Genomic DNA, 23,066 nt, shown 5'->3' with positions numbered 1-23,066 from the left:
CCCATGCACCTGCTGCGGACCCAGCCCGGCGGCTTTGTGCCGGACGACAGCATCGCCGACCTCGGCCAGACCCCCGCCGAACTGGTCATCCTCTGCAGCGGTGACTCACACCTGGCGCTGCTTGCCGAAACCGCCGAGCAGTTGCCGGCGGATTTCCCCAGCGTGCGCCTGGCCAATCCGATGCAGGTGCAGAACCACGCCTCGGTCGACCTGTATGTCGACCAGGTGCTGCGCCATGCCAAGGTGATCCTGGTGTCGCTGCACGGCGGCGTCGGTTATTGGCGCTACGGTGTCGAACAACTGGTCGAGCTGGCGGCACGGGGCGTGCAACTGATCCTGGTACCCGGCGACGACCGCCCCGATCCGGAGCTGACCGGGCTGGGCACGGTACGCGGCGAACAGGCCGAGCGCCTCTGGCATTACCTGCGCCAGGGCGGCAAGGCCAATGCACTGAACCTGTTCAACTGCCTGGCCAGCCAGTGGCTGGGGCGCGCCTACCCCTGGGACGAACCGCAGCCTTTGCCGCGCACGGTGGTCTACCACCCGGCCAAGGCCAGCGCACGGCTCGAGGACTGGTACGCCGAGTGGCACCCGGAGCACCCGGTGGCGCCGCTGCTGTTCTACCGCTCCCACCTGCAGGCAGCCAACACCGCGTTCATCGATGTGTTCTGCCAGCGCCTGCAGGCTTGCGGCTTGAATCCGTTACCGATCGCCGTGGCCAGCCTCAAGGAGCGCGCCTGCCTGGACCAGGTCGAGGCCTGGCTCGACGAAGTGCAGGCCGAGGTGGTGATCAACACCACAGGTTTTGCCCTGTCCAGCCCCGAACAGCCCAATCTGCGCCCGCTGCGTCGCGACGTGCCGGTGTTGCAGGCGATCTGCGCCCAGGACAACCAGCCCGGCTGGGAGCAGAGCGAGCAGGGCCTCGGCGCCCGCGACCTGGCGATGCACATCGCCTTGCCCGAGCTGGACGGGCGCATCATCACCCGGCCGGTGAGCTTCAAGGACCTGGCCTGGCGCAGCGAGCGCAGCCAGTCCGACGTGGTCTGCTACCGCGCTCACCCCGAACGCATGGATTTCGTCGCTGAACTGGCGCGGCGTTGGGTGACACTGGCGCGCCTGGACAACCAGGAGAAGCGCGTGGCCCTGGTGCTGGCCAACTACCCGACCCGCGACGGGCGCATCGGCAATGGTGTCGGCCTCGACACCCCAGGCGCGGCGTTGAATATCCTCAAGGCGCTGCAGGCGCAGGGTTACCCGGTAGCCGGCCTGCCTGACAGCGGCACCGAGTTGATCCACCAGTTGTTGGGCGGTGTCACCAACGACCTCGATCACCTTGACCAGCGCCCTTGCGCCCAGAGCCTGGCCCTGGCCGACTACCACAGCGCCTTCGCCGCGTTGCCCGAGGCCAACCAGCGCGCCGTGCTGGAGCGCTGGGGGCCGCCCGAGCAGGACCCGATGTTCCGCAGCGGGCGCATGATGGTCGCTGGCCTGCGCTACGGCCTGACCTTCGTCGGCATCCAGCCGGCGCGGGGCTACCAGGTGGACCACAGCGCCGTGTACCACGACCCGGACCTGGTGCCGCCGCACGGCTACCTGGCGTTTCACTTCTGGTTGCGCAACGGCTACGCCGCCGATGCGTTGATCCATGTCGGCAAGCACGGCAACCTGGAATGGCTGCCGGGCAAGGGCGTGGGGCTGTCCGCCGAATGCTGGCCGGATGCGTTGCTCGGGCCGCTGCCCAACATCTATCCATTTATCGTCAACGATCCGGGCGAGGGCGCCCAGGCCAAGCGACGCACCCAGGCGGTGATCATCGACCACCTGATGCCGCCCTTGACCCGCGCCGAGACCTACGGCCCGCTGCGCCACCTGGAGCAACTGGCCGACGAGTACTACGAAGCGCAGTTGCTCGATCCACGTCGCGCCAACGAGTTGCAGCGCGACATCCTCGCACTGGTCAAGGCCAACCACATCGACCGCGAACTGCAGCTTGAAGGTCAGTTGGAGGATGCCGCGGTGTGGTTGCCGCGCCTGGATACCTACCTGTGTGACCTCAAGGAGTCGCAGATCCGCGATGGCCTGCATGTATTCGGTCAGTCGCCCCAGGGGCGCCTGCGCAGCGACACGCTGCTGGCCCTGGTGCGGGTGGCGCGGGGAGATGGCAAGGGCGGCAATGCCAGCCTGATTCGCGTGCTGGCCAAGGCCTTGGCGTTGGGCTTCGATCCGTTGGATTGCGACTTGGGGCAGGCCTGGGACGGGCCGCGCCCGGGCCTGCTGCTGCAACTCGACAACAGCGCATGGCGCACCTGTGGTGATACCCGTGAGCGTCTGGAGTGCCTCGCGCTGACATTGATCGAGCAGGCATTGCAAGCGGCTGCGGCGTTGCCGGATGAAGACGGCTGGGCACCTGTGCGGGAGGTCTTGCAGGCGCTGGTCGAGCAGGTCGCGCCGGACCTGGACGCCTGTGGCGCCGCCGAGATCGACGGCCTGCTGGCCGCGCTGGCCGGGCGGTTCGTCCCGGCCGGGCCCAGTGGCGCGCCCAGCCGTGGACGCCTGGATGTGCTGCCCACCGGGCGCAACTTCTACACCGTCGATGTGCGTAACCTGCCGACCACCACGGCCTGGCGCCTGGGGTTTGCCTCGGCCAACCTGATCCTCGAGCGCCACCTGCAGGATCACGGCGACCACTTGCGTCAGCTGGGCCTGTCGGTGTGGGGCACGGCGACCATGCGCACCGGCGGCGACGATATCGCCCAGGCCCTGGCGCTGATGGGCGTGCGCCCGGTGTGGGCCACCGGCAGCCAGCGGGTCGACGACTTCGAGATCCTACCATTGAGCCTGCTCGACCGGCCGCGGGTGGATGTGACGCTGCGCGTGTCGGGTTTCTTCCGTGACGCCTTCGGCAACCTGATCCGCCTGTTCGACGCCGCCGTGCAGGCGGTGGCCGCGCTGGACGAGCCGGATGACCTGAACCCCCTGGCCGCTCGGGTGCGCGCCGAACGTGAAGCGTTGCTCGGCACCGGCATGGAGCTGGAGCAGGCGGCGCGGCAGGCGGGCTGGCGGGTGTTCGGGGCCAAGCCGGGCGCGTATGGCGCCGGCGTGCAGAACGCTATCGACGGGCGCCTGTGGCACAGCCGCGACGACCTGGCCGAGGTCTACCTCAACCATGGTGGCTACGCCTACGGTGCCAGCGACGAGGGCACGCCGGCCCGCGCCGCGTTCGTCCAGCGCCTGGCGCAGGTGCAGGCCGTGCTGCAGAACCAGGACAACCACGAGCACGACCTGCTCGACTCCAACGACTACTATCAGTTCCAGGGCGGCATGCTGGCGGCTGCCGAAACCCTGGCCGGCACCTCGCGGGCCAGCTACCACGGCGATCACAGCCAGGCCGATCGGCCGCGGGTGCGGACCCTGAAGGAAGAACTCAACCGAGTGATCCGTGCTCGCGCGCTCAATCCGAAGTGGATCGACGGCGCCAAGCGTCATGGCTATAAGGGTGCATTCGAGCTGGCGGCGACGGTCGACAATCTGTTTGCCTTTGACGCCACCACCCACCTGATCGACGACCATCATTACCAGGGCCTGGCCGACGCCTATGTGCTCGACCCGGCCACCCGAGATTTCATGCGCGAGCACAACCCCGAAGCCCTGCGCGACCTCACCGAGCGTTTGCTGGAAGCCCAGCAGCGCGGGTTGTGGCAGGAACCGGGCGACTATCGCGAGAGCCTCGAGCAGCAGTTGCTCGCCGGCGAGGAAGACAGCTGAACATGAGCGAACCCGTACAATTTCCCCTGGCTGCCGTGGTCGGCGCCGACGACCTCAAGCTGGCCCTGTGCCTGACGGCGATCGACCCGAAGATCGGTGGCGTGCTGATCGAAGGCCCCCGGGGCATGGCCAAGAGCACCCTGGCAAGGGGGCTGGCCGATTTGCTGGGCGACGGTCCGTTCGTGACCCTGCCGCTGGGGGCGACCGAAGAGAGGTTGGTCGGCACCCTCGACCTCGATGCCGCTTTGAGCCAGGGCCAGGCGCGGTTCTCGCCGGGTGTGCTGGCACATGCGGACGGTGGCGTACTGTACGTCGACGAAGTCAACCTGCTGCCCGACCCCTTGGTGGACCTGCTGCTGGACGTAGCAGCCAGCGGTACCAACCGCATCGAGCGCGATGGCATCTCCCATCGGCACGCCGCCCGGTTCGTGCTGATCGGCACCATGAACCCGGAGGAGGGCGAACTGCGGCCGCAACTGCTCGATCGGTTTGGCCTGAACGTGGCCCTGGAGGGCCTGCCCGCGCCCGAAGCACGGCAGCAGATCATTCGCCGTCGACTGGCTTTTGACAGCGACCCGCAGGCGTTCTGTGCCCAGTGGGCGCCCCAGCAGACCGCGCTGCGCCAGCGTTGCCAGGCCGCGCGCGAGCAATTGGCGTCGATCGCACTGGACGACCAGGCCCTGGCCTGGATCACCGAGCGCTGCTTTGCCGCCGGGGTGGACGGCATGCGCGCCGACCTGGTCTGGCTGCGTGCGGCGCGGGCCCACGCCGCCTGGCGTGGCAATACAGTGATCGAGGAAGCGGATGTGGAGGCGGTTGCCGAGTTTGCCTTGCGCCATCGCCGTCGCGCCCACGCACCGCAAGCGCAGGCCGCCACGGCGGACGAGCCACCTCGGCCGCCGCAAGCGCAAGGTGGGCAGGGTGACTGGGGCGCCTTGCCGCCCCAGCCGGTGGCGACGGGCGCACGCCGCGAGGTACCGAACTGGGCAAAAAAGCCCTGAGCATCCGCTCGCGCCCTGCCCAGGCGACGGATGCCAAGCCCCGTGTCGGCAATTTGACGACAGGTAGCGCCCGGGGCCGCCCGCGTGCGGCCGAGACTGGTCGCATCGCCTGGCTGGCGACCTTGCTCAAGGGGCGACCGCGCCTGCGTCGCGACCTGTGCTGGCAACAGCGCCAGGCCCAGGCGCCGGAGCTCTGGCTGGTGATCGTCGATGCATCGGCTTCCACCCGCCGCAACCAGGCACTGACCCAGGCCAAAGGCCTGCTGGCCGGATTGTTCGATGAGGCCTATCGGCAGCGTGCACGCCTGGCCTTGCTCACAGCCAGTGGCGACAAGCCGCAATGGCAACGGCATGGCCTGAAGGCCTCGGTTGCCTTGCAGCCCTGGTTGCAGGCGCTGGGGGCTGGCGGCGGCACGCCGTTGCCGGCGGCGCTGGAAGAGGCGCGCCGTTGGTTGTTGGCGCGGGGCAAGCGCCTGCCCCTGGAGACCCAGCGTTGCCTGGTGCTGACCGATGGTCGCCTGCAACAGGAAGCACAATTGCAGCCGTTACCGTGCAGCACGTTGCTGGTGGATATGGAAATGGCGGCGGTGCGTGTGGGTCGCGCACGACAACTTGCCGAACAACTGCATGCCGAGTATCGGCATATCGAGCAGTTCAGCGTGATCAATTAAGCAGGTGGCTGCGACAGGATGTCGCAATTGAAAAAGTTATCCCCGTATTTGGGGAAAGTTGCCAAAGTGCGTGGCAGCCACGCACTTTGTAACAGGCAGCCTTGTTACTTTGGCATCGACCAGGGTTGCAGGTCGTAACCTTTGCCGGACAGTTCGGCGCGCACTTCCTCGATCAAACTGGCCCATTGCGCAGGGTCGGAATAGACGCGCGAGGACACTTGTTTGCTGCCGATACGGGTGCTGGTCCGGTCGATCACTGCCAGGCTCAGCTCACCGGTACCGTTGGGTGCATCCCAGGCTACGCACTGGAAGGGTTCGAAGGCGTGGTCGGCGATCAGCAGTGCTTCGTTGACACGGAGCGGGGCATTCATGGTTCGGTCTCTCTCATGGTCCCAAACAGCGAAATATTGTTCCGCGGTGTTATTCCTGAACACTCTACAGCGCGGGGTTATTTGTACTGATGCTCCAGGTCAGGGTTCAAGTCACAAGGTTTTGAAATTTTTTATTGACGATTCATTCGCCTGTGCTTGTCGCTCCCGCCTCAGACGCGCAATGGTTGAGATAATTCCCGAGCGCGCCGGGTGCACGACGCTCGGGCTGACCAACGGTAGTGGGGAGCGTCAAGTTCATTGCTACTGTTAATTCGGGCGTCGCAACTGTCTGTTTATAGGTAAAAAACCAATAACTGGCGCCAAGGAAAGGTCATGCTTGAACCTGCATCCCACCGCCGCCTGCTGATCGTCGACCCCTGCGACGATTGCCACCGCCTGTTGCCGGGCTTGCGCAGTGTCGGCTGGGATGTTCGAAGTTGCACGCTCGAGGCGGCGCTGGAGCAACCCTGCGATGTTGGCCTGGTGCGCTTGCAAGCCTCGCACCTGCTGCACCCCGAAGCGGTCAAGGACCTGATTAAACGCAGCAATACCGAATGGATCGCCGTGCTCAGCGCCGAGGAACTGCGCCTGCAGAATGTCGGTGATTTCGTCTGCGAGTGGTTTTTTGACTTCCATACGCTGCCGTTCGATGTCTCCCGGGTGCAGGTCACCCTGGGCCGTGCCTTTGGCATGGCACGCCTGCGCGGCAAGGGCACGGTGCGGGTCGATGAGCCTGAACACGAGCTGCTGGGCGAAAGCCGGCCAATCCGCGAGTTGCGCAAGTTGCTCGGCAAGCTGGCGCCGACCGAGTCGCCAGTGCTGATCCGTGGTGAAAGCGGAACCGGCAAGGAACTGGTGGCGCGCACCCTGCACCGGCAATCACAGCGCCGGGACAAACCTTTCATTGCCATCAATTGCGGGGCCATCCCGGAACACCTGATCCAGTCCGAGCTGTTCGGCCATGAAAAGGGCGCCTTCACCGGGGCCCACCAGCGCAAGGTGGGGCGCATCGAAGCGGCCAATGGCGGTACCTTGTTCCTCGACGAGATCGGTGACCTGCCCTTGGAGTTACAAGCCAATCTGCTGCGCTTTCTTCAGGAAAAGCACATCGAACGGGTGGGCGGTAATCAGCCCATCGCGGTCGACGTCAGGGTTCTGGCGGCCACCCATGTGGACCTGGAAAAAGCCATTGCCTTGGCGCGATTTCGTGAAGACTTGTACTACCGCCTGAATGTCCTGCAAGTGGTGACCGCGCCGCTGCGTGACCGGCATGGCGACCTGTCGATGCTGGCCAGCCATTTCTCGCAGTTCTACAGCGCCGAGACGGGCAGGCGGCCACGCTCGTTCAGCGACGGTGCGCTGGCGGCCATGGGCCGGCACGAGTGGCCTGGCAATGTACGCGAGTTGGCCAACCGAGTGCGGCGTGGCCTGGTGCTGGCCGAGGGACGGCAGATCGAGGCCCAGGACCTGGGACTGCAGGACCTGCAGGAGCAGGACCAGCCGCTGGGCACGCTCGAGGACTACAAGCATCGCGCCGAGCGGCAGGCGTTGTGCGATGTGCTGAACCGACATAGCGACAACCTGAGTATCGCGGCCAAGGTGCTGGGTGTGTCGCGGCCGACGTTCTACAGGTTGTTGCACAAGCACCAGATTCGTTGATCGATCACGCTCCCGATCGAGGGGCCTCAGCTCGACTGGGCAAGATGACCGTCCGCCAGTTCCTCCACCGTCTCCGGCTCGTCGGGCAGGGTGGTGATCACGCTGAAGTCACTGATCTCCACCTCGCCGTCGCCATACCCCAGCAAGTGGAAGGAAAATGCCTTGCGCACCGTGGGGTTGTCGAAGTCGAACTGCATTTCCAGTGGCTCGTCAGCTGTTACCCGCATTTCCTCGTGGAAGCCAAGCTGCACCTCCTGTTCCATCTCCTTGGTCTTGAGCTGGATGTACGCGACGTGGCGAGGGTCCAGCGCTCGTACCTTGAGACGTACCCGGGTGCGGGTGCCTTCGGGCATCTCCAGGTATTGCGCGCCGATCAGGTTGTCCGTCCAATCATTGTTGATGCGTTCGGCCAGGGCGATAGGTGAGGGACCGCCGAACTGGTAGCGCAGGTTGAGCGGAGTCTGCAGCAACGACTGGTCGAGGTTGGCGGCCAGCAGGCCGATCTGCGGCCCCAGACTGTCGTCCCCGCGGCCGACGAATTTGGCCTGGTCGGCAATGAAACCGGGGCTTGCATAGCGCCGGCAGCGTTGCTGGAAATCGCACTCGCTGAGGGTGCCCTGGCCGTCGTGGTAGCGCAGCATGCCATTGGTGAAGGAAATCATCTCCCGACCACTGTCGTAGTCGCGGTATAGCGAGCGACCGGCCAAGGCCGCCGGGATCGGCAGGGCGAAATAATCGAGCAGGGAGGTGCTCAGGTCGACGTGGCCGTAGGTGCCCTGCTTGAGCCTGGGCAGTTGGGCCTGCTCCGGTGCGAGCGTGAGGTTGAAGCCCCAGGCCGAGGCCAGGCGCACGCCATCGATGCCGTGGGATTCGTCGGAGGTGACGATCACCAGGGTGTCTTCCAGCACGCCCTGGCGCTCAAGACCGTCGAGGAAGCTGCCCAGGGCATCGTCGAGGTAAGCCACCGCAGCCTGTTTGGGTGTGTCGAAGCGTTGCAGATAGGCCTCCGGCGCCGAGTAGGGCTGGTGGGTGCCGACCGTGAGCAGGGTGAGCATCCAGGGCTGCGGCTGCTTGCGCAGCTCGCCGACGTAGTCGAGCGCACCTTCGAAGAAGGCGCGGTCGTCCTTGCCCCAGGGGAATTCCAGGTAGTTGTCGTTGGCGAACCACTCCAGGCCATGCACCGTGTCGAAGCCGATGTGCGGCATGATCCGGTCCTTGGCCATGAAGCGCAGCCCGGCGCCTTGCAGGAAATGGGTGGCGAAGCCGGCCTCGCGCAGCTGGGCCGGCAGGCAGGCCTGGTTGCGTTGCTGCTGGGTCAGCAACTCGACCCCCTTGGGCGTGCCGTTGGCCAGCTTGTCGTAGTCGCCGCAGAGCATCGCGTACAGGCCGCGAATGGTCTGGTGTGCGTGCAATACATAGTCGGGGGTGTTCATGCCGCGCTCGGCCCACTGGCTGAGACGGGGCATCAGGTCCTGCTGGTAGTGGCTGCCCAGTGCCTCGCGGTTGGGGCGCAGGTAAGCGCCGGGGATGCCCTCGACGGTGATGATCAGCAGGTTGCGCGCCTTGCCTGGGGCGTCGAGCAGCTTGACGCCATTGAGATCGGACTGGGTCAGGCCTGCGCTGGACAGCGCCGTGACCGCCGGTATCCGACCCATACGGCTCAAGGCCTGATGCTGGACCTTGGCCACCGCCGTCGACAGCGCCTGATGGGTGAGGCCGTATTGGCGCCATTGGTCAGCGTCCGAAGGCGCCAGCTGCTGGCCGCCCCAGTGCAGGCCGAACAGCGCCAGGGGCACGGCCCAGAGTCGCCGTGGCAATGACGCGCCGGCAGGCGATCGCCATACACTCGCCAGCCAGGCGCCAAGGCCGGCGACCAGCAGGGCGGGGAGCCAGGCATGGGCCAGCCCGCCGCCGGTGGAGTTCTCCATGAACTGCGGGTCGATCAGGTAGGTCAGGTCGTCGACCGTGGGCAGCCTGCCGACGGCGCTGACCAGCTCGGCGGACGCCACCCACAGGCCGCCCCAGGCCAACAGCAGCGGCAGGGCCAGCCACCAGGGGCGCCGCTGCAGGAGCAGAACCAAAAGGCTGCCGATGGCGAGGTCGGACAGGTAGCCGAAGGGGTTGGACCAGCCCAGCAGGGTGCGCGCGGTCAGGGGTATCACCAGCAGCAGGATTGCCAGGCTGGCAAGGCGGGCGCGAGGGTGACCGAGCAGGTTGTTCACGAAACTTTCCTTAATGCCATTAAATCGTCACAAAAGTGTGCCGGATGATAACAGGCTGGTGTCGGGAAAGTCGGGCGCTACAAAACCGGTAACCAAATGCCGGGCCCTTGCGCGGGCCCGGTGCGGTCAGAAGTAGTAGGGGAATTTCAGGCTGAACGAGAAGTCTGGCGCGTCTTCGGTGAGACCGATGGACAGGTTGGGCACGATGGTCAGGTTGTCGGTGGCAGCGAAGGTCAGGCCGACGTTGAAGTTGGCGGCGTTGTAGTCGCTGTTGGTGATCGACTGCCAGTCGCCGCCGTCGGGCTTGATCTTGCTTTTGCTGGCGAACTGGTCGGTGACCGAGAACGACATGCTCATCCGCTCGTTCAGGGCGAAGGCGATGCCGCCGCCGATCTGCCAGGAGTCGCCCAGCTTGACGTCCCCTTTGACCTTGGAGTTGACCTGTGGGCTGATGTCGCTGAACGAGTCTTGCATGTTGTAGGTGTAGGACAGGCTGGCGAACAGCACGGCAGGGTCGAACGTCTTGACCAGCGAGATGCCCGGCGTGATCGCCCAGACACCGTTGCCGGTGGGGAGGCTCTCGGGTACCGAAAGGTTGTTGTTCGTCGGGTCCTCGACCAGCTTGATGCCGTACGGATCCTTGCCGGTGGGTGCTTTCACCCGCAGGGTGAGCACGGCGTCGGGAAGGTTTTCCGATTCGTCGAGGAATTTGTAGGCGATCCCGACGTTGACATCGCCGATGGCAGGGTCACGGGTGACGGTGGCGTCGGAGGTGACCGGCCCGGCACCGCCCACACCACCGGAAGAATAGGTCGATTCGCGATAAACGATTGGCACGTTTATATCGAACTGCCAACGTTGGTCCATGTTGTAACGGGCGGTCAGGTCCAGGGTCCAGTTGTCCGCCTTGATACGGTCCAGGTTGATATTGCCGAGGAAGATCGAATCGAGCGCGAGGAAGCCGTTGAGGGTCAGCGCACGGGTATCGTAGTGCGTATACGTTAGGCCGGTTTCAACACTGAACTTGCCGCCACCGAAGAAGCCGCTGGCTTCGTCATACAGGTTGGAAACGCTTTGCGCCGGCTCCGAATCGTCCTTGAGCGACTGGCCATAGGAGCTGCCGCTGCTGCCCGGGGCGCCGGAGGCCACGGTCTGGGCGCCCTTGGCCGGTGTCGAAGGTGACTTGGTCAGCCGCTTTGGGGGCGGTGCGGCAGGGGTTTCCTCGACTTGACGCACACGCTGCTCAAGCACCATCAAGGCGTTCTGCTGGGCTTCATAGCGCTGTTTCAGTTCCCGCAGCTCCTGCTTCAGCGCCTCGACCTGAGGGTCCGGAGCCGCATACAGCAGTGTGGCCGGGGTCAAGGTACTCAGACAGACTACAGCTTTGAGCGTCAACGATCGTTGCATGAGTTAGCCGTCCCTTCAGACTACATACGATGAGAGTCAGCGTAGATCAGTATCCGAGCGCGCGAAGACCTTTGAGCTGGTCAAGATTGCCGTTAAGCGCCGCAGCAGGCACGTTGTCGCGCAGCACGACGTTGAGGGAGGTCAGGTTGCTGACCTGGTTGCCGTTGCCCAGCAAGGTGGCGTTCTGCATCAGCCCGCCCTGGGCGATCTGCTGCAGGGTACTGCCCTGGTTGTTGTTGGCCATGACATTGAGTTGTACGCCCGTACCATTCGCGGAAACGCTCATGGACCCCGCGGCGTTGCTGCCGACCAGTGTCGAGCCTGTGGCGAGTGCCTGGCCCTGCTGCGGTACGTCGGGCGCCTGGTTGGCCTTGGTGACGTTGATGTCGACGTTGTTGTAGGCCGTGTTGTTGTCGCCAGCGGCACGCACGACCTGAGTTACGCCGACAGTGCTGTCCAGGCCACCACCACCGGTGACGGTGCCCGTCCCACCTTTGGCGCCGCTCGAGCCCGTGCCTTTCTCGTCGATCATGGAGACATAGAACTGCGGCTTGATGGTCGACTGCTGTACCTGCATCGACGTCTTGGCCCCGATCACATCGCCGTTGGCGTTTTGCCAGGTGCTGGTCATGACCACGCCGAAACTGATGATCCGCCCCGGCAGCACATAGCGGCCGCGCAAGTTCGCCAACTCCTGGTCCTTCAGTTCAATGGGTTTGAACGTCTCTGCCTGGGCCGGCAGTGCGGCGGCGAGGCAGATCAGGGTGAGCCATGCTGGGGTCTTCATGGGATGCTCCCGGAGCGTCTTGCTCAATTGTCATTAGAAGAAGTCGCTGCGGATGAAACCGAAGTCCATCAGTTCGGCGTCTTTGACCGGGGTGAAATTGTTGATGCGGCCCTTGGCGCTCAGCGGCAGAGGTGGGTCGAGCAAGGCATTGTTCTTGTCGTAACCCTGGCCGATCACGGCGAAGATGATGCCGTTCCAGCCTTTGAGAAAATCTTCGACCTTGTAGCGTTTGTGGCCGAGCACTGGATCGCCGATGTACACCCAGCCCTTGTCGACGCGCTGCATGACCACGAAGTGCTTGTAGCCACGGATGTCCATCAGTACCACCACGGGAATGCGCACGCTGGTGAGGGTGTCGGCCGCGACTCGGTAGCCGCGGGCGCGCATGCCCAGGCTTTCCACGTAGCGTTTCATGTCGAGCATGGAGAAGCCCTGCACTCGCACCAGGTCCTGGTCGGCGTGGGCGAGCATGCCTTCGATGATGTGTTGTTCGTCCACGTCCAGCCAGTAGGCCTGGCGCAGGATGGTTGCCAGCGCTGCGGCGCCGCAACTGAAATCGGTCTTCTGTTGCACCAGGTCGGCGAACTTGCGCTCACGGATGCTCTGGATGGGCTTGTAGATCACCGCGCCCCCCGGCAAAACCGAAAGCGGCATCTGCGCCGCTTCGCTGTAACTGGCCATGCACAGCAAAAACGCCAAGGCGATCATCCGCATGGTCTTGCCCCCTGGTCCTGTTGAAGAAAGGCCCCCCGAAGGGGGCCTTACGGTTACAGCGCTCAGAACGAGGTGTTGGAGATGGCCAGCGAGTTGCTCTGCTGGTTGCCCACACCGGCGGCGACGTTGACGCCGAGGTTGCCGCTGCCACCGTTCACCGAGCCACTCAGGGTTGCGGTGTTGGTCACAGGGTTGGCCCAACCGGTAGGGGTCAGCACCTGGAACGACACGGTGTTGCTCAGGTCGTACGAGCTGGACTCGCTGTAGCTCTTCGAGCCGGACTTCGACGATTCGTTGGAGGCGCTGCCCGACTTCTCATAGGAGGAGTCGTAGGCTTTCTCGAACGCAGAGTCGCGTGCTTTCTCGTACGAGGAGCTGGAAGACTTCTCATGCGATTTGTCATACGACGCGTCGATCGAGGCGGTCAGCGATGCATCGAACGAGTCGGTGCGGCTGCGCTCGTGGCGGCCGAAGTCCTGGGTCTGGGTCACACTGCCGCTTGCCGAGGCATCCAGCGAAGCGTTCAGAGAACCGCTTGCCGAGGAGCTCGAATCATGGCTACGCGAACCACTGGCGCTGGAGCTGTTGGAGCCACTGGCGTTCCAGCTGTTGGAGCCGGCGGCGTCCCAGCTCGACGAGGCGCTGCTGTCTTTGCTATAGCTGGAGTCCTTGTCGTACGAAGCACTGCCACTTTTCGTGGTGGTGAAGGTCAGCGTATCGACCCGATAGGTGCGGTCGGCGCTGTTGTTCACTACCAGGCCAGGGCCATTCTGGTCGGCAGAGGCGGTGGCGGTGGCATTACCCAGTGGTGCATTGGAGTTGGCAATGGCCATGGTGTTTTTCTGCTGGTTCAGGTCGCCACCGGCAATGTTGATGCCCATGTTGCCGCTGCCGTTGTTGCCCGAGCCGCTCATGATGCCGGAGTTGGTGGTGCCGTAGTTGTTGACCTTGTTGTTGTTGCTGTACTGACGTACGTCGGCGGTGGCCGAGGCGGAGCCGAACACGAAGCTGTTGTCCAGGCTCGAATCGGCGCCGGCGTTGGCGATGGCGGCGGCGTTGTCCTGCTGGTTGCCGGCGCCTGCCGCGACGTTGACACCGACGTTGCCGCTGGTGCCAGAGGCCGAGCTGCTCATTTCGGCTTCGTTCACGGTGCCTTCATTGCTGATACGGTTGTTGGTGCTGCTTTGCTTGTCCCAGGCATTGGCGGTTGCATATACCGGGATCTTGGTAGGAGGAGGGGTGTGATGACCGTTGTTGTGGCCGTTGTTATGGCCATTGTTGTGGCCGCCACGTGGATCATTCTGCCCAGCTTGTACAGCCACAGCCATGATCGCAGCAATTGCGAAAACCAGAGGCTTGAGTGCCATCGAGGGTTTCATGGTGGTTCTCCGTACTTTGTTTTAGGTTAAGTGTTGTTACCTGTTTGGGTCAGTTCGCGACCCGGATGCTCAGGGTGTTGGCCGTGCGGTTTCCCACCCCTGCACTCTGATTCAACTGAACCACGCCACGGCTACCGGTGAATGCCTGGTCGCTGGTGCTGACCTGGCGATGGCCGGGTGTCTGGGCAGTTGAATCCGAGTTGTTGACCAGCGCCACGTTCTGTTGCAGAAGGACGCTGTCGTCGATGCTTTGCGGTTGTGCACTGACACTGATGCGCAGTGCGTTGGCTTGCTGGTTGCTCGCGCCGGCGCTCTGGTTGACCCCCAGGATGCCGTTGCCGTGGCTGAAGGCTGTGCCCTGGATATTGGCCTGGGCATCGATCGCCGGGTCGGACCCGGTGCGCAGCCGCTGGTGGATCTGGGTGCTGGCGTTGGCGTCATGGCCGATGGCGATGGCGCGGGCATTGACCTGTTGCTGTTGATCGCCGGCCGCCTGGTTGACGCCCAGGTTGCCCTGGTATTGCGCCCCCGAGCTGTCAATGGTGGCGTTGTTGATCACGGGGGATTGGGCAAAGGTCGGCGCACTGCACAACGTGGCCAGGAGCAGCAGCGTATGCCTCATGTCACTGGCCTCCACTGAGGATCTTCAGCGCGCCCAGGCCTTGCTGGACGTTCGAGTTGACCATGTTGGCTATGCCATTGCCGCCCGAACCCGAGCCACGGCCACCTGCGATATTGGGCAACTGTGTCTGGTTGCCGATGTTGCTGCCGATGGTGTTGGTCTGCTGGGTAATCAGCGAGTTGATGCCGGCGCCGCTGGTGATGTTGGCGAAGTCACCATCGCTAAGCTCACTGGTCTGCCTGAGGATGTGGGCGGACGGGTTGGTATTGACGGTGACCGGACTAGGATCAGGGATGATCGGCGCTCGTATGGCGCTGCGGGTCTGCACGTCGCGGGTGATGACGACGATGCCGTTGTCAGCCCAGGTGGGCAGGCTGAAGCTGGAACCCAGTGCGCATCCGATCAGCAGGAGACGACAGACGTTGCCTTTATCAAGTTTCCCCACGATGGCAATTCCTTCTTCGGCGTGTTGGGCCTGGGCCGCGTTGCCAGAAGGAGAGCAGAAGCTGTGCCGGTTTTTGTTATTGCTTTCGAATCAGGTAGTTGTGGGGCTAGTGCCGGCGCGTCAAAGGATCGTTGTATCAGCGCTGAGACAGAGTGCCGGGGCAACGGCTGCTGGACCCCATGACGGCGGGCGCTGTCAGGTTTTCGTCGAGGGTGTTTCACGGGTGTGACACTACCCCCGGATCTGGCGCAATACGCGCAAATCCGGGGGCCATGGCCCCACAGGGTGTATCAGCGGCTTAACATTCGGTGGGGCAGGTGGGGGATTTGCCGTCCAGCAGGCGCTGTACAACGCTCAACACCTTGGCGCTGCGTTGCGACCAGTCGCCATCGATCACCTGCACGTTCTGTCGGTGGCGTTGCAACCAGGCCAGGCTGTCGTCGAAGAACACCTGGCGCTCTTCCAGCCGTGGCTGGCAGCGCAGCCCGTCCCCGACCCATTCGACGCCCTCGGGGCGCAGCAGCAGGTGCAGGTCGTAATGGCGCGCCTGGATGGCCTGTTCCAGCCACTCGGGGCAATCGCCGAACAGTGCCCGGCTCCACAGGATATTGCTCAGCAGGTGGGTGTCGAGGATCAGCAATTCCGGTGCCTGCGCCCGGCCCTGGTCTTCCCAGGCGAGTTGGCCACGGGCAATGGTAGGGATATCGGCGTAGCAGGTATCGCGCTGCTCGCGCTCCATGAAGTGGCGGACGTACTCACCGACCAGCACGCCACCGAAATGCGCCTGGATCTCGCCGCTCAGCCAGCTCTTGCCACTGGATTCCGGGCCGCACAGCACCAGGACCTTCATGCGCTGGCCAGCGCCGGGTCGCGGCGCCACTCCAGCCAGCCGCGCACGGCGATCAGGGTGAACAGGGCATACAACGCGGCGGTGAGGTAGAGGCCTTTGTAGAGGAACAGCCCGACGAAGACCACATCCACCACCACCCACAGCGCCCAGCACTGCAGGCGCTTCTGGGCCATCCATAGCTGGGCCACCAGGCTGAAGCCGGTAAGCGCGGCGTCGAGCCAGGGCTGGGCGGCGTCGGTCCAGTGGGCCATGGCGGCGCCCAGCAGCAGGCTGGCCAGCAGGCCGATCGCCAGGCCCTTGAGCATCGTCACGGGTGCCAGGCTGGTCACCTGGCGGGCGTCCTCGACCCGGTCCGGGCGGGTCCATTGCCACCAGCCGTACAGTTGCAGCACGGCATAGACCAGTTGCAGGAGCATGTCCGAGTACAGCTTCACCTCGTAGAAGATCCAGCTGTACAGCACCACCATCACCAGCCCGATCGGCCAGCACCAGGGGTTCTGCTTGACGGTGAGCCAGACGGCGATGACGCCGAGCGCGGCGGCGAAGAGTTCGAGGCCGGACATCGGCGATCCTTGGACGGGTAGGGGAAAGGTGGGGATTGTACCGCTTAGCACGTGGTGTGCCACTCAACTTGTGCCTACCTTCGACCTGGCATTCTTGTCAGTTTCGCCTGCCGATGAGAGCTGGCAGGCTCGCCCTGTAGGTATGGCTAAGCCGTACCGTGGCGCATGCGTGCCGTACGCTCAATCATGGATTCGATGGAGGGGTGATGAAAACAACATTCGATAAACTGCTACCGTGCCTGGTGCTTCCAGTGCTGTTGCAACCGGTGGCCGCCAGTGCCGAGTCGTGCGCTGAGACCTTGAAAACAGTCGAGTCGCTATATAACAACACCGTCGACAGCTGCGGCTTGGGGCCGGCGTCAAACTGTTCGGGACTGCTGATCAGGGGCACCCATCGCTCGCCAGACGGCAAGTACGATGTCTGGAATCCCAGCCCTAAAGCCGTGGAAAAAGGCACCTTCGCCGCCTCGTGGATGCGCGCCGACGGAATCAGTTATGAGGGCCCTGGACTGAAAACCAACAATGGTTATCTGATTGCGCCGTTCGGCAAGGTCGAGAAGCCGGAGACTCCCGTCCACGTGTATTGCGCTTTTCCCAACGATGCCTGGACCGACACTCGTGATGACAAAGGCTGTGGCGACAACAAACTGACCAAATCGACAAGCGAACCGGTCTGCCAAGACATGCTGCCACCCGTGAAAAACGCCGAAGCTTGGGTGGCGTTGTTTAAAAAGTATCAGGGCGACCGTAAACAGGACCAGCGGCAATGCGGCTTCAACATGAGGGTCAGCTCCAAGGACAAGGACAAGGACAATAAGATGCGCACCGATGCGTTCAAGCAGTTCATCAAGGCTCGGCAGGCCATCAACAGTCGTGAGTTTCAGACACAGACCGAGTTGCGGCTCGGCAATCCGGAAACCGATAAGTTGCCGATACTGGCCTTTTTCTACAGCGAGCCACGTGGCCTGGAAGACGCGAAGAAAAACGCTGCGGACTACAAGGCAAAGACGGGGAAGGATCGCAATATCGTCAAGATTGACTTCCCCAAAACCCCAAACGCCAAGGCCAGGTTTTCATGCATGAGCCCGACACCTCCCGTTGTCAAGTATTGCGACACGTACATTGAGTCCAGCACGTGGTTCCACCGCAACGACCCAAAACTAGGTAAGGACACCTGGTCGCTGCAAGTGGTGCCTACCGACTGCGGCCGAGGTATTCGAGAAGACCAGACTGATCGAATGTGGGCCGAGTTGTACAATAAGCACAAAGATGACGAGCAGTGGCGCCAATACAGCGAAAATGGCGGCTCCATGCGCCGACAAATGGTCTGTCACTTGACTCTGGTGGTCAAGGACAAGGAGGGCCATAAAAAGCCAGTACGCTACAAACCTGAGTGGAACCTGGAGCCGGCGCGTCCTTATGTCGACCATGAGACAGCCGAGAAAATGGAGTGCAATCCCTATTGAGGGGCATGCAGCATCTCGCGCAATGAAATCGGCCTACGGTTACAGGCGGGCCGTTTTCATTTCTGCTGGTCAACAGTGGCGTCAAGGATTGCACTTTGCCGCTTCTGTCTGAGCTTGCGAGGCAGCCTTGCGGAAGGGTTCGAGGTTCCAGTCCTTTTTCTGGTTGTAGTTTTTATGCAGGCAGGCCAACTGCCGACGCATGCTTTCCGGCGCCCCTTCCTCCCAGCGTTCATCATAGCCCTGCTGGCGGTAGAGTTCGGCATAGAGCAGTTCCGGGGCGGCGGCTCGCCCGGCATCGGTCGGGATGACCTGCAGGCCGTTGAAGGCTTTACCGGTCTTGCTGTCGGTTAGCGCCGACCACTCGGTCTTGTCGATCAGCCTGCTGTAGGGGTTGCATCTGGCGTTTTTCATCCCGGCAGCGTTAGCGGTCGGCCGGAATGGCTCCAGGTTCCACTCGTGCTTGCCCGGGTAGTTGCTCACCAGGCATTGGACCTGCGCGCGCATGCTGCCCGGGTAGATCTCGTTGCGAATCCACCGCTCATCGTCGCCATAACGGTTTTCCAGCGCCTGGTAGACCGCCTGCACATTGCTGTTGTCGACCTTGAGCCCTGGCCTGAGCTCCACCCTGAGCGTCAACTCGTCGCGTTGCATGCCAGGGTCGAGCCGCTTCTCCCAGCTGGCCGAGACAATGCTGTCGATATCCTGGGCCACTGGGCTGGTTTGAGGCTTGGCCTGCGGCAGCGGGATCACCTGGTCTTCGGCAACGTAGCTGAAACGCTCGGCCGCGGGCTTCTTGAAGTCCATGCGCAGAATCGGCACGGCATAACCTTGCGCGTAGAGCTTGGCCTGGAACGATTGTGCAGGCTTGAGCCCTACCGTGGGGCGAGCCTGCCGGGTATCACCGCGGGTGTTGGCGACATAGGTGCTGTTGGGGTCCCAGACGAAGGCATCGATGTAGGGCAGGCGGGGGCTGCCGTCGCTGGTGTCGGTGGCATTGCGCAGCAGGAGCTCGTTGAGCAGCTCCTTGCGGGCGAAGTTGTCCTTGAATTGGGTGCCGGGGTTCTGGTGGACGTCGATCATCGCCTGCCAGTCGCCTGGCTGTTCGGCGTTCCATGAGCACTGACGGACCTGGATACGGTTCATCTGATTGAGCAGGGTGGGCCTGACGCCCGACCAGTTCTTGCGCCACCCCTTGGCATCATTCACGTCCAGGCTATCGCACGAACCCCAGGCCAGGGCAGCGTTGCGGTTAGCTGGCACGGTGGCAGAGTTGGCCTGGTGATTGGCCGGCAGGTTTTCTTTGCCGAACACGCCGCAGCCATACCATTTGCGCTCCGGGCCGGTAAAACCGTCGAAGCTGTAGATGCAGGTGAAGCCGGTCTCCATCACCGGTGCACCCAGCGCCCTGGCATCCATGGGCGTGCGCAGCACGAACCCGGCCGGACGGATCAGCCGGTTGGTGCTCAGGTCGCTGCGAATCCAGCTGAACGAAGTGGCGCCGGTATCGACCGCATAGGGGCTGTAGTCCCACGGGTTGAACGGTCCGTCATCGACCATGCGGACGGTCACGCCGCTGCAATAGTAGTGGCCGCGCGGCGCCCCGGTATCGGGTTCCTTGCAGGCGTGGGTGGTATCGTTGTAATTGCGGTTCAGGCGCGCGGCGGTCTGCTGAGGATCGTAGGCTGCCTTGATAGTTGGCGCGGCCTGGGCTGCCGGCAGGCCCAGCAGTAGCGCGAGCGCCAGATAGGGTTGTCGCATGGTGAGTTCCTTGCTTGAAAGAAGTCGTCACCATGCGAGCAGCTGGTCTGCCGGTCTACTGGCAGAAATGCCAGTGCGGTGCCTACACGCGGAACTGGCGTAACAGCTGCTCCAGTTCATCGCTCAAGCGGGCAAGCGCCACCCCAGCGTCGCTGGACTGCCGCGCGGCTTCGGCGGTCTGTTGCGACAAGTCGGCGGTTTCGGTGACGTTGCGGTTGATTTCCTCGACCACATGCGACTGCTGCAAGGTGGCGCTGGCGATCGAGGCATTCAGCGCACCCAGGTTGCCCAGTGCCTGGTTGATGGCGTCCAGGCTGCTACCGGCCTCGCGGGCCTGTTCGACGGTCTGGCGCGAGGCTTCGCTGCTGGTGTCGATGGCCCGCACCGCGGCTTCGGACTGCCCCTGCAGGTGCTCGATCATGGTCTGGATCTCGGCGGTCGACTGCGCCGAGCGCTGTGCCAGCAGGCGCACTTCGTCGGCGACCACGGCGAAGCCGCGCCCCTGCTCACCGGCGCGGGCGGCCTCGATGGCGGCATTGAGGGCAAGCAGGTTGGTCTGCTCGGCAATTGAACGGATCACCTCGAGCACGCCGCCGATCTTCGTACTGTGGCTGGCCAGTTCGCGGATCACCTGTACTGCCTGGTCGATGGTCGCCGAGAGCCGGTCGATCTGTTGCAGGCTGCCGTGGATCGCCTGTTGGCCGTGGCCAACCTGCGTCTGGGCGTTGCGCATTTCGCTGGAGGCCTGCTCGGCGTGCTTGGCCACGTCGTGCACCGCGTAGGAAACCTCGTTGATGGCGGTGGCCACCTGATCCATCTGCAGCGATTGCTGGGCGCTGCGGGCCTGGGCGGAGCCGGCGTTGTCACCCACATGGCCGGCCGACTCGGCCAGGGCATGGGCTGCCCCCTGCAATTGGCCGATCACGCCCTGCAACTTGCCGTTGAAGCGGTTGAAGTGTTCACCGAGCTGGGTGATCTCGTCGCGGCCGTGGGTGTCCAGGCGCCGGGTCAGGTCGCTTTCGCCACTGGCGATGTTACCCATGGCCTGCACGGCCTCCTGCAGTGGCCGGGCGATGCTGCGGGCGATCAGCATCACCAGCAGGGCCATCAGCAGGGCAATGCCTAGGCCCAGCAGCGAGGCATCGCGCAACTGTCTGGCGAACTCGGCCTGCACGTCGTCGATGTAGACGCCCGAGCCGATGATCCAGCCCCAGGGCTTGAACAGCTGGATGTACGAGGTTTTCGCCACCGGCTCGCTGGCGCCGGGCTTGGGCCAGCGATAGTCGACGGGCCCCGCGCCCTGGCTGCGGGCCAGGGCGACCATCTCGTTGAACACGGCGAAGCCGTCGGGGTCTCGGATGGTGGAGAGGTCCTGGCCATCGAGCTTGGGGTTGGCCGGGTGCATGACCATCTTCGGTTGCAGGTCGTTGATCCAGAAATAGTCGTTCTGGTCGTAGCGCAGCCCGCGCACCACTTGCAGGGCTTGCTGCTGTGCGGCCTCGCGGGTCAGCGTGCCGGCGGCCTCCAGGCCTTGGTAATGGGCCAGCACGCCGGCGGCGGTCTGCACCACGTGGCGGGTTTTCTCGGCCTTGGCCTGGTACAGGCCGTCATGGATCTGGCGCAGCATCAGCAGGCCCAGCACCAGCAGCATGGCCACGGCCACCAGCAGGATCAGCCACAGGCGGCGGCTGATCGACATCGACCTCAGGGTCTTCATGATGCGTTACTCCAGTCTTGTTCTTTTTATCCAGGGCATCCAAGCATGCTTTGTCGCGGGCCCCCACTCGACCAACGGCTAATGCGTCGTTCTTGACATCCTCAGTTGCAGGTAACGCAAGCCTTGAAACATAGGCTCTGCTAGGATTTCGGCCGCGCCAGATGAAACCTTTAGGCGGCTGGCCTTTTCAGCTGGCTTTGGGGGCCCTTGTCGCTGTAAAAAGCACGCGCCGCGTGCGGTATCAATTGTGTCAATCAAAACAAGCGGCCTGCCACGCGCAGCGTCGCACTTGGGGGAAAGATGGATTTGTGGAGTGCCTTGCAGGCGATCATTCTGGGCGTGATCGAGGGGCTGACGGAGTTCCTGCCCATTTCGAGCACCGGGCACCAGATCATCGTCGCCGACCTGATCAACTTCGGCGGCGAACGCGCCATGGCGTTCAACATCATCATCCAGCTGGGTGCCATCCTTGCGGTGGTGTGGGAGTTCCGGCGCAAGATCTTCGACGTGGTATTGGGCTTGCCCACGCAAGTGCCGGCACGGCACTTTACCGCCAACCTGCTGATCGCCTTCATTCCCGCGGTGATCCTGGGCGTGCTGTTCGCCGACCTGATCCATGAGTACCTGTTCAACCCCATTACCGTTGCCGCCGCGCTGGTGGTGGGTGGGGTGATCATGCTGTGGGCCGAGCGTCGTCAGCACCGGGTGGAGGTCGACCATGTCGACGACATGCGCTGGACTCATGCGCTGAAGATTGGCCTGGTGCAGTGCCTGGCGATGATTCCGGGCACTTCGCGCTCGGGCTCGACCATTATCGGTGGCTTGCTGTTCGGCCTCTCGCGCAAGGCGGCGACCGAGTTTTCGTTCTTCCTGGCCATGCCCACCATGGTCGGTGCGGCGGTGTACTCGGGGTACAAGTACCGTGATCTGTTCCAGCCGGGCGATTTGCCGGTGTTCGCCATCGGTTTCGTGGTGTCGTTCATCTTTGCCATGATTGCCGTGCGCGGGCTGCTCAAGTTCATCGCCAACCACAGCTATGCGGTGTTTGCCTGGTATCGCATCGCCTTTGGCCTGCTGATCCTGGCGACCTGGGAGTTTGGCTGGGTCGATTGGTCGACGGCGCATGGTTGAGAGGGCTCGTACGCAGCGTGCGCCCCGACGCGAGGAAGGTGTACGCAATGCGCGTCTGAAGGGGCTGGTACTTGTGGTGCTGTGCCTGTTGCCGGTACTCGGCGGCTTGCGGATGGGGTTGAGTGGCGGGAGTTGGTTGCCGTTGGCGATGTATCCGGTGGTGAGTCTGGTTAGCCTGTTGTTGTACTGGCAGGACAAGCAGCAGGCGCGGACTCAGGCTTGGCGTACGCCGGAAAAGGTGCTGCATGCCAGCGAGCTGCTGGGGGGCTGGCCGGGGGCTTTGCTGGCGCAGCAGGTGTTTCGGCACAAGACTCGGAAGGTTTCCTATCAGGTTGTGTGTTGGGGGATTGTTCTGGTGCATCAGGTGTTCTGGGTTGATTATTTGTTTTTGGCGGGGCGGTGGGGGGCTTTGATCCAGGGGTTGTAGTTTTGGTTTTGGTTTTGAAAGTTGTATGCGCATTCATTTTTGATGTCGACGCTTATTCACCTTTCCGCCCTTACGGCGGGTCCCTTTTTGAAGGATCAAAAAGGAACCAAA

General features: G+C 63.4%; 19 protein-coding genes and 1 pseudogene. 7 read left to right on the top strand and 13 right to left on the bottom strand.

Translation table 11 applies throughout. The annotated features are described in order from the left end of the window. The first annotated feature begins 3 nt into the window (after positions 1 to 3). From cobN to ACODS9_RS08575, 3 genes are read left to right on the top strand one after another with little or no spacing between them, the layout of a single operon-like run. Positions 4 to 3,765 carry a cobaltochelatase subunit CobN gene (gene cobN / locus ACODS9_RS08585; RefSeq protein WP_489093703.1) on the top strand — a complete coding sequence of 1,254 codons (3,762 nt, stop codon included), beginning with the start codon at positions 4 to 6 and terminating at the stop codon, positions 3,763 to 3,765. A 2-nt stretch (positions 3,766 to 3,767) separates the two neighbouring features. Next, positions 3,768 to 4,766, top strand: a complete 999-nt coding sequence (locus ACODS9_RS08580) for a magnesium chelatase ATPase subunit I (RefSeq protein WP_489093702.1) — start codon at positions 3,768 to 3,770, stop codon at positions 4,764 to 4,766. A gap of 53 nt (positions 4,767 to 4,819) precedes the next feature. Continuing rightward, on the top strand, positions 4,820 to 5,437 hold the full coding sequence (locus tag ACODS9_RS08575) for a vWA domain-containing protein (protein ID WP_401110471.1): 618 nt from the start codon (positions 4,820 to 4,822) through the stop codon (positions 5,435 to 5,437). 104 nt (positions 5,438 to 5,541) lie between these two features. Here the strand turns inward: ACODS9_RS08575 and ACODS9_RS08570 are convergent, their stop codons facing one another. Next, a complete protein-coding gene (locus ACODS9_RS08570) occupies positions 5,542 to 5,808 on the bottom strand; it encodes a hypothetical protein (RefSeq protein ID WP_028690802.1) in 267 nt (88 codons plus the stop codon). A gap of 333 nt (positions 5,809 to 6,141) precedes the next feature. On the opposite strand from ACODS9_RS08570, the gene ACODS9_RS08565 reads away from it, so the two are divergent. Further along, entirely contained in the window at positions 6,142 to 7,467 is a 1,326-nt protein-coding gene (locus ACODS9_RS08565; RefSeq protein WP_401110474.1) for a sigma-54 dependent transcriptional regulator, read from the top strand. Between the two features lie 26 nt (positions 7,468 to 7,493). Here ACODS9_RS08565 and ACODS9_RS08560 read toward each other — a convergent pair whose 3' ends face one another. From ACODS9_RS08560 to pnuC, 9 genes are all read right to left on the bottom strand, one after another. Then, positions 7,494 to 9,689 carry an LTA synthase family protein gene (locus ACODS9_RS08560; protein ID WP_489093701.1) on the bottom strand — a complete coding sequence of 732 codons (2,196 nt, stop codon included), beginning with the start codon at positions 9,687 to 9,689 and terminating at the stop codon, positions 7,494 to 7,496. Between the two features lie 126 nt (positions 9,690 to 9,815). Beyond that, positions 9,816 to 11,096, bottom strand: coding sequence for a fibril amyloid transporter FapF (gene fapF, locus ACODS9_RS08555; RefSeq protein WP_489093700.1), 1,281 nt, complete (start codon positions 11,094 to 11,096; stop codon positions 9,816 to 9,818). A 46-nt stretch (positions 11,097 to 11,142) separates the two neighbouring features. Next, positions 11,143 to 11,883 carry a fibril amyloid subunit FapE gene (gene fapE / locus ACODS9_RS08550; protein ID WP_023630127.1) on the bottom strand — a complete coding sequence of 247 codons (741 nt, stop codon included), beginning with the start codon at positions 11,881 to 11,883 and terminating at the stop codon, positions 11,143 to 11,145. A 33-nt stretch (positions 11,884 to 11,916) separates the two neighbouring features. Further along, a complete protein-coding gene (locus tag ACODS9_RS08545; RefSeq protein WP_023630128.1) occupies positions 11,917 to 12,597 on the bottom strand; it encodes a C39 family peptidase in 681 nt (226 codons plus the stop codon). Positions 12,598 to 12,659: 62 nt separating this feature from the next. Continuing rightward, the gene (locus tag ACODS9_RS08540) at positions 12,660 to 13,976 is read right to left on the bottom strand and encodes a heme utilization protein (RefSeq protein WP_401110484.1); all 1,317 of its coding nucleotides are present in this window, start codon (positions 13,974 to 13,976) and stop codon (positions 12,660 to 12,662) included. A 49-nt stretch (positions 13,977 to 14,025) separates the two neighbouring features. Continuing rightward, entirely contained in the window at positions 14,026 to 14,598 is a 573-nt protein-coding gene (gene fapB, locus ACODS9_RS08535; protein WP_102682455.1) for a fibril amyloid subunit FapB, read from the bottom strand. Between the two features lies 1 nt (position 14,599). Then, positions 14,600 to 15,043 carry a hypothetical protein gene (gene fapA, locus ACODS9_RS08530; protein WP_023630131.1) on the bottom strand — a complete coding sequence of 148 codons (444 nt, stop codon included), beginning with the start codon at positions 15,041 to 15,043 and terminating at the stop codon, positions 14,600 to 14,602. Between the two features lie 298 nt (positions 15,044 to 15,341). Then, complete coding sequence (locus ACODS9_RS08525) at positions 15,342 to 15,893, bottom strand: AAA family ATPase (RefSeq protein ID WP_367858651.1); 552 nt, start codon at positions 15,891 to 15,893, stop codon at positions 15,342 to 15,344. Beyond that, positions 15,890 to 16,456, bottom strand: a complete 567-nt coding sequence (gene pnuC, locus ACODS9_RS08520) for a nicotinamide riboside transporter PnuC (RefSeq protein ID WP_263160259.1) — start codon at positions 16,454 to 16,456, stop codon at positions 15,890 to 15,892. The genes ACODS9_RS08525 and pnuC overlap by 4 nt, the downstream gene beginning before the upstream one ends. A 206-nt stretch (positions 16,457 to 16,662) precedes the next feature. On the opposite strand from pnuC, the gene ACODS9_RS08515 reads away from it, so the two are divergent. Further along, positions 16,663 to 17,922 (top strand): DUF2599 domain-containing protein, encoded by a 1,260-nt coding sequence (locus ACODS9_RS08515; RefSeq protein WP_489093699.1) that lies wholly within the window; start codon positions 16,663 to 16,665, stop codon positions 17,920 to 17,922. A gap of 81 nt (positions 17,923 to 18,003) precedes the next feature. Here the strand turns inward: ACODS9_RS08515 and ACODS9_RS08510 are convergent, their stop codons facing one another. From ACODS9_RS08510 to ACODS9_RS08500, 3 genes and pseudogenes are all read right to left on the bottom strand, one after another. Further along, on the bottom strand, positions 18,004 to 19,680 hold the full coding sequence (locus tag ACODS9_RS08510; protein WP_489093698.1) for a DUF2599 domain-containing protein: 1,677 nt from the start codon (positions 19,678 to 19,680) through the stop codon (positions 18,004 to 18,006). 82 nt (positions 19,681 to 19,762) lie between these two features. Continuing rightward, on the bottom strand, positions 19,763 to 20,497 hold the full coding sequence (locus ACODS9_RS08505) for a methyl-accepting chemotaxis protein (RefSeq protein ID WP_411829637.1): 735 nt from the start codon (positions 20,495 to 20,497) through the stop codon (positions 19,763 to 19,765). Between the two features lie 138 nt (positions 20,498 to 20,635). Next, positions 20,636 to 21,307 (bottom strand): annotated as a pseudogene (locus tag ACODS9_RS08500) (cache domain-containing protein); the annotation flags it as partial. A 390-nt stretch (positions 21,308 to 21,697) separates the two neighbouring features. Between ACODS9_RS08500 and ACODS9_RS08495 the strand changes: the two are divergent. Next, positions 21,698 to 22,528, top strand: coding sequence for an undecaprenyl-diphosphate phosphatase (locus ACODS9_RS08495; protein WP_489093697.1), 831 nt, complete (start codon positions 21,698 to 21,700; stop codon positions 22,526 to 22,528). Beyond that, positions 22,521 to 22,955, top strand: coding sequence for a DUF1294 domain-containing protein (locus ACODS9_RS08490; RefSeq protein ID WP_489093696.1), 435 nt, complete (start codon positions 22,521 to 22,523; stop codon positions 22,953 to 22,955). The genes ACODS9_RS08495 and ACODS9_RS08490 overlap by 8 nt, the downstream gene beginning before the upstream one ends. The last annotated feature ends 111 nt before the right edge of the window (positions 22,956 to 23,066 follow it).

It is taken from the genome of Pseudomonas sp. FG36 (assembly GCF_057809275.1).
This window is presented reverse-complemented; position numbering and strand designations above follow the sequence as displayed.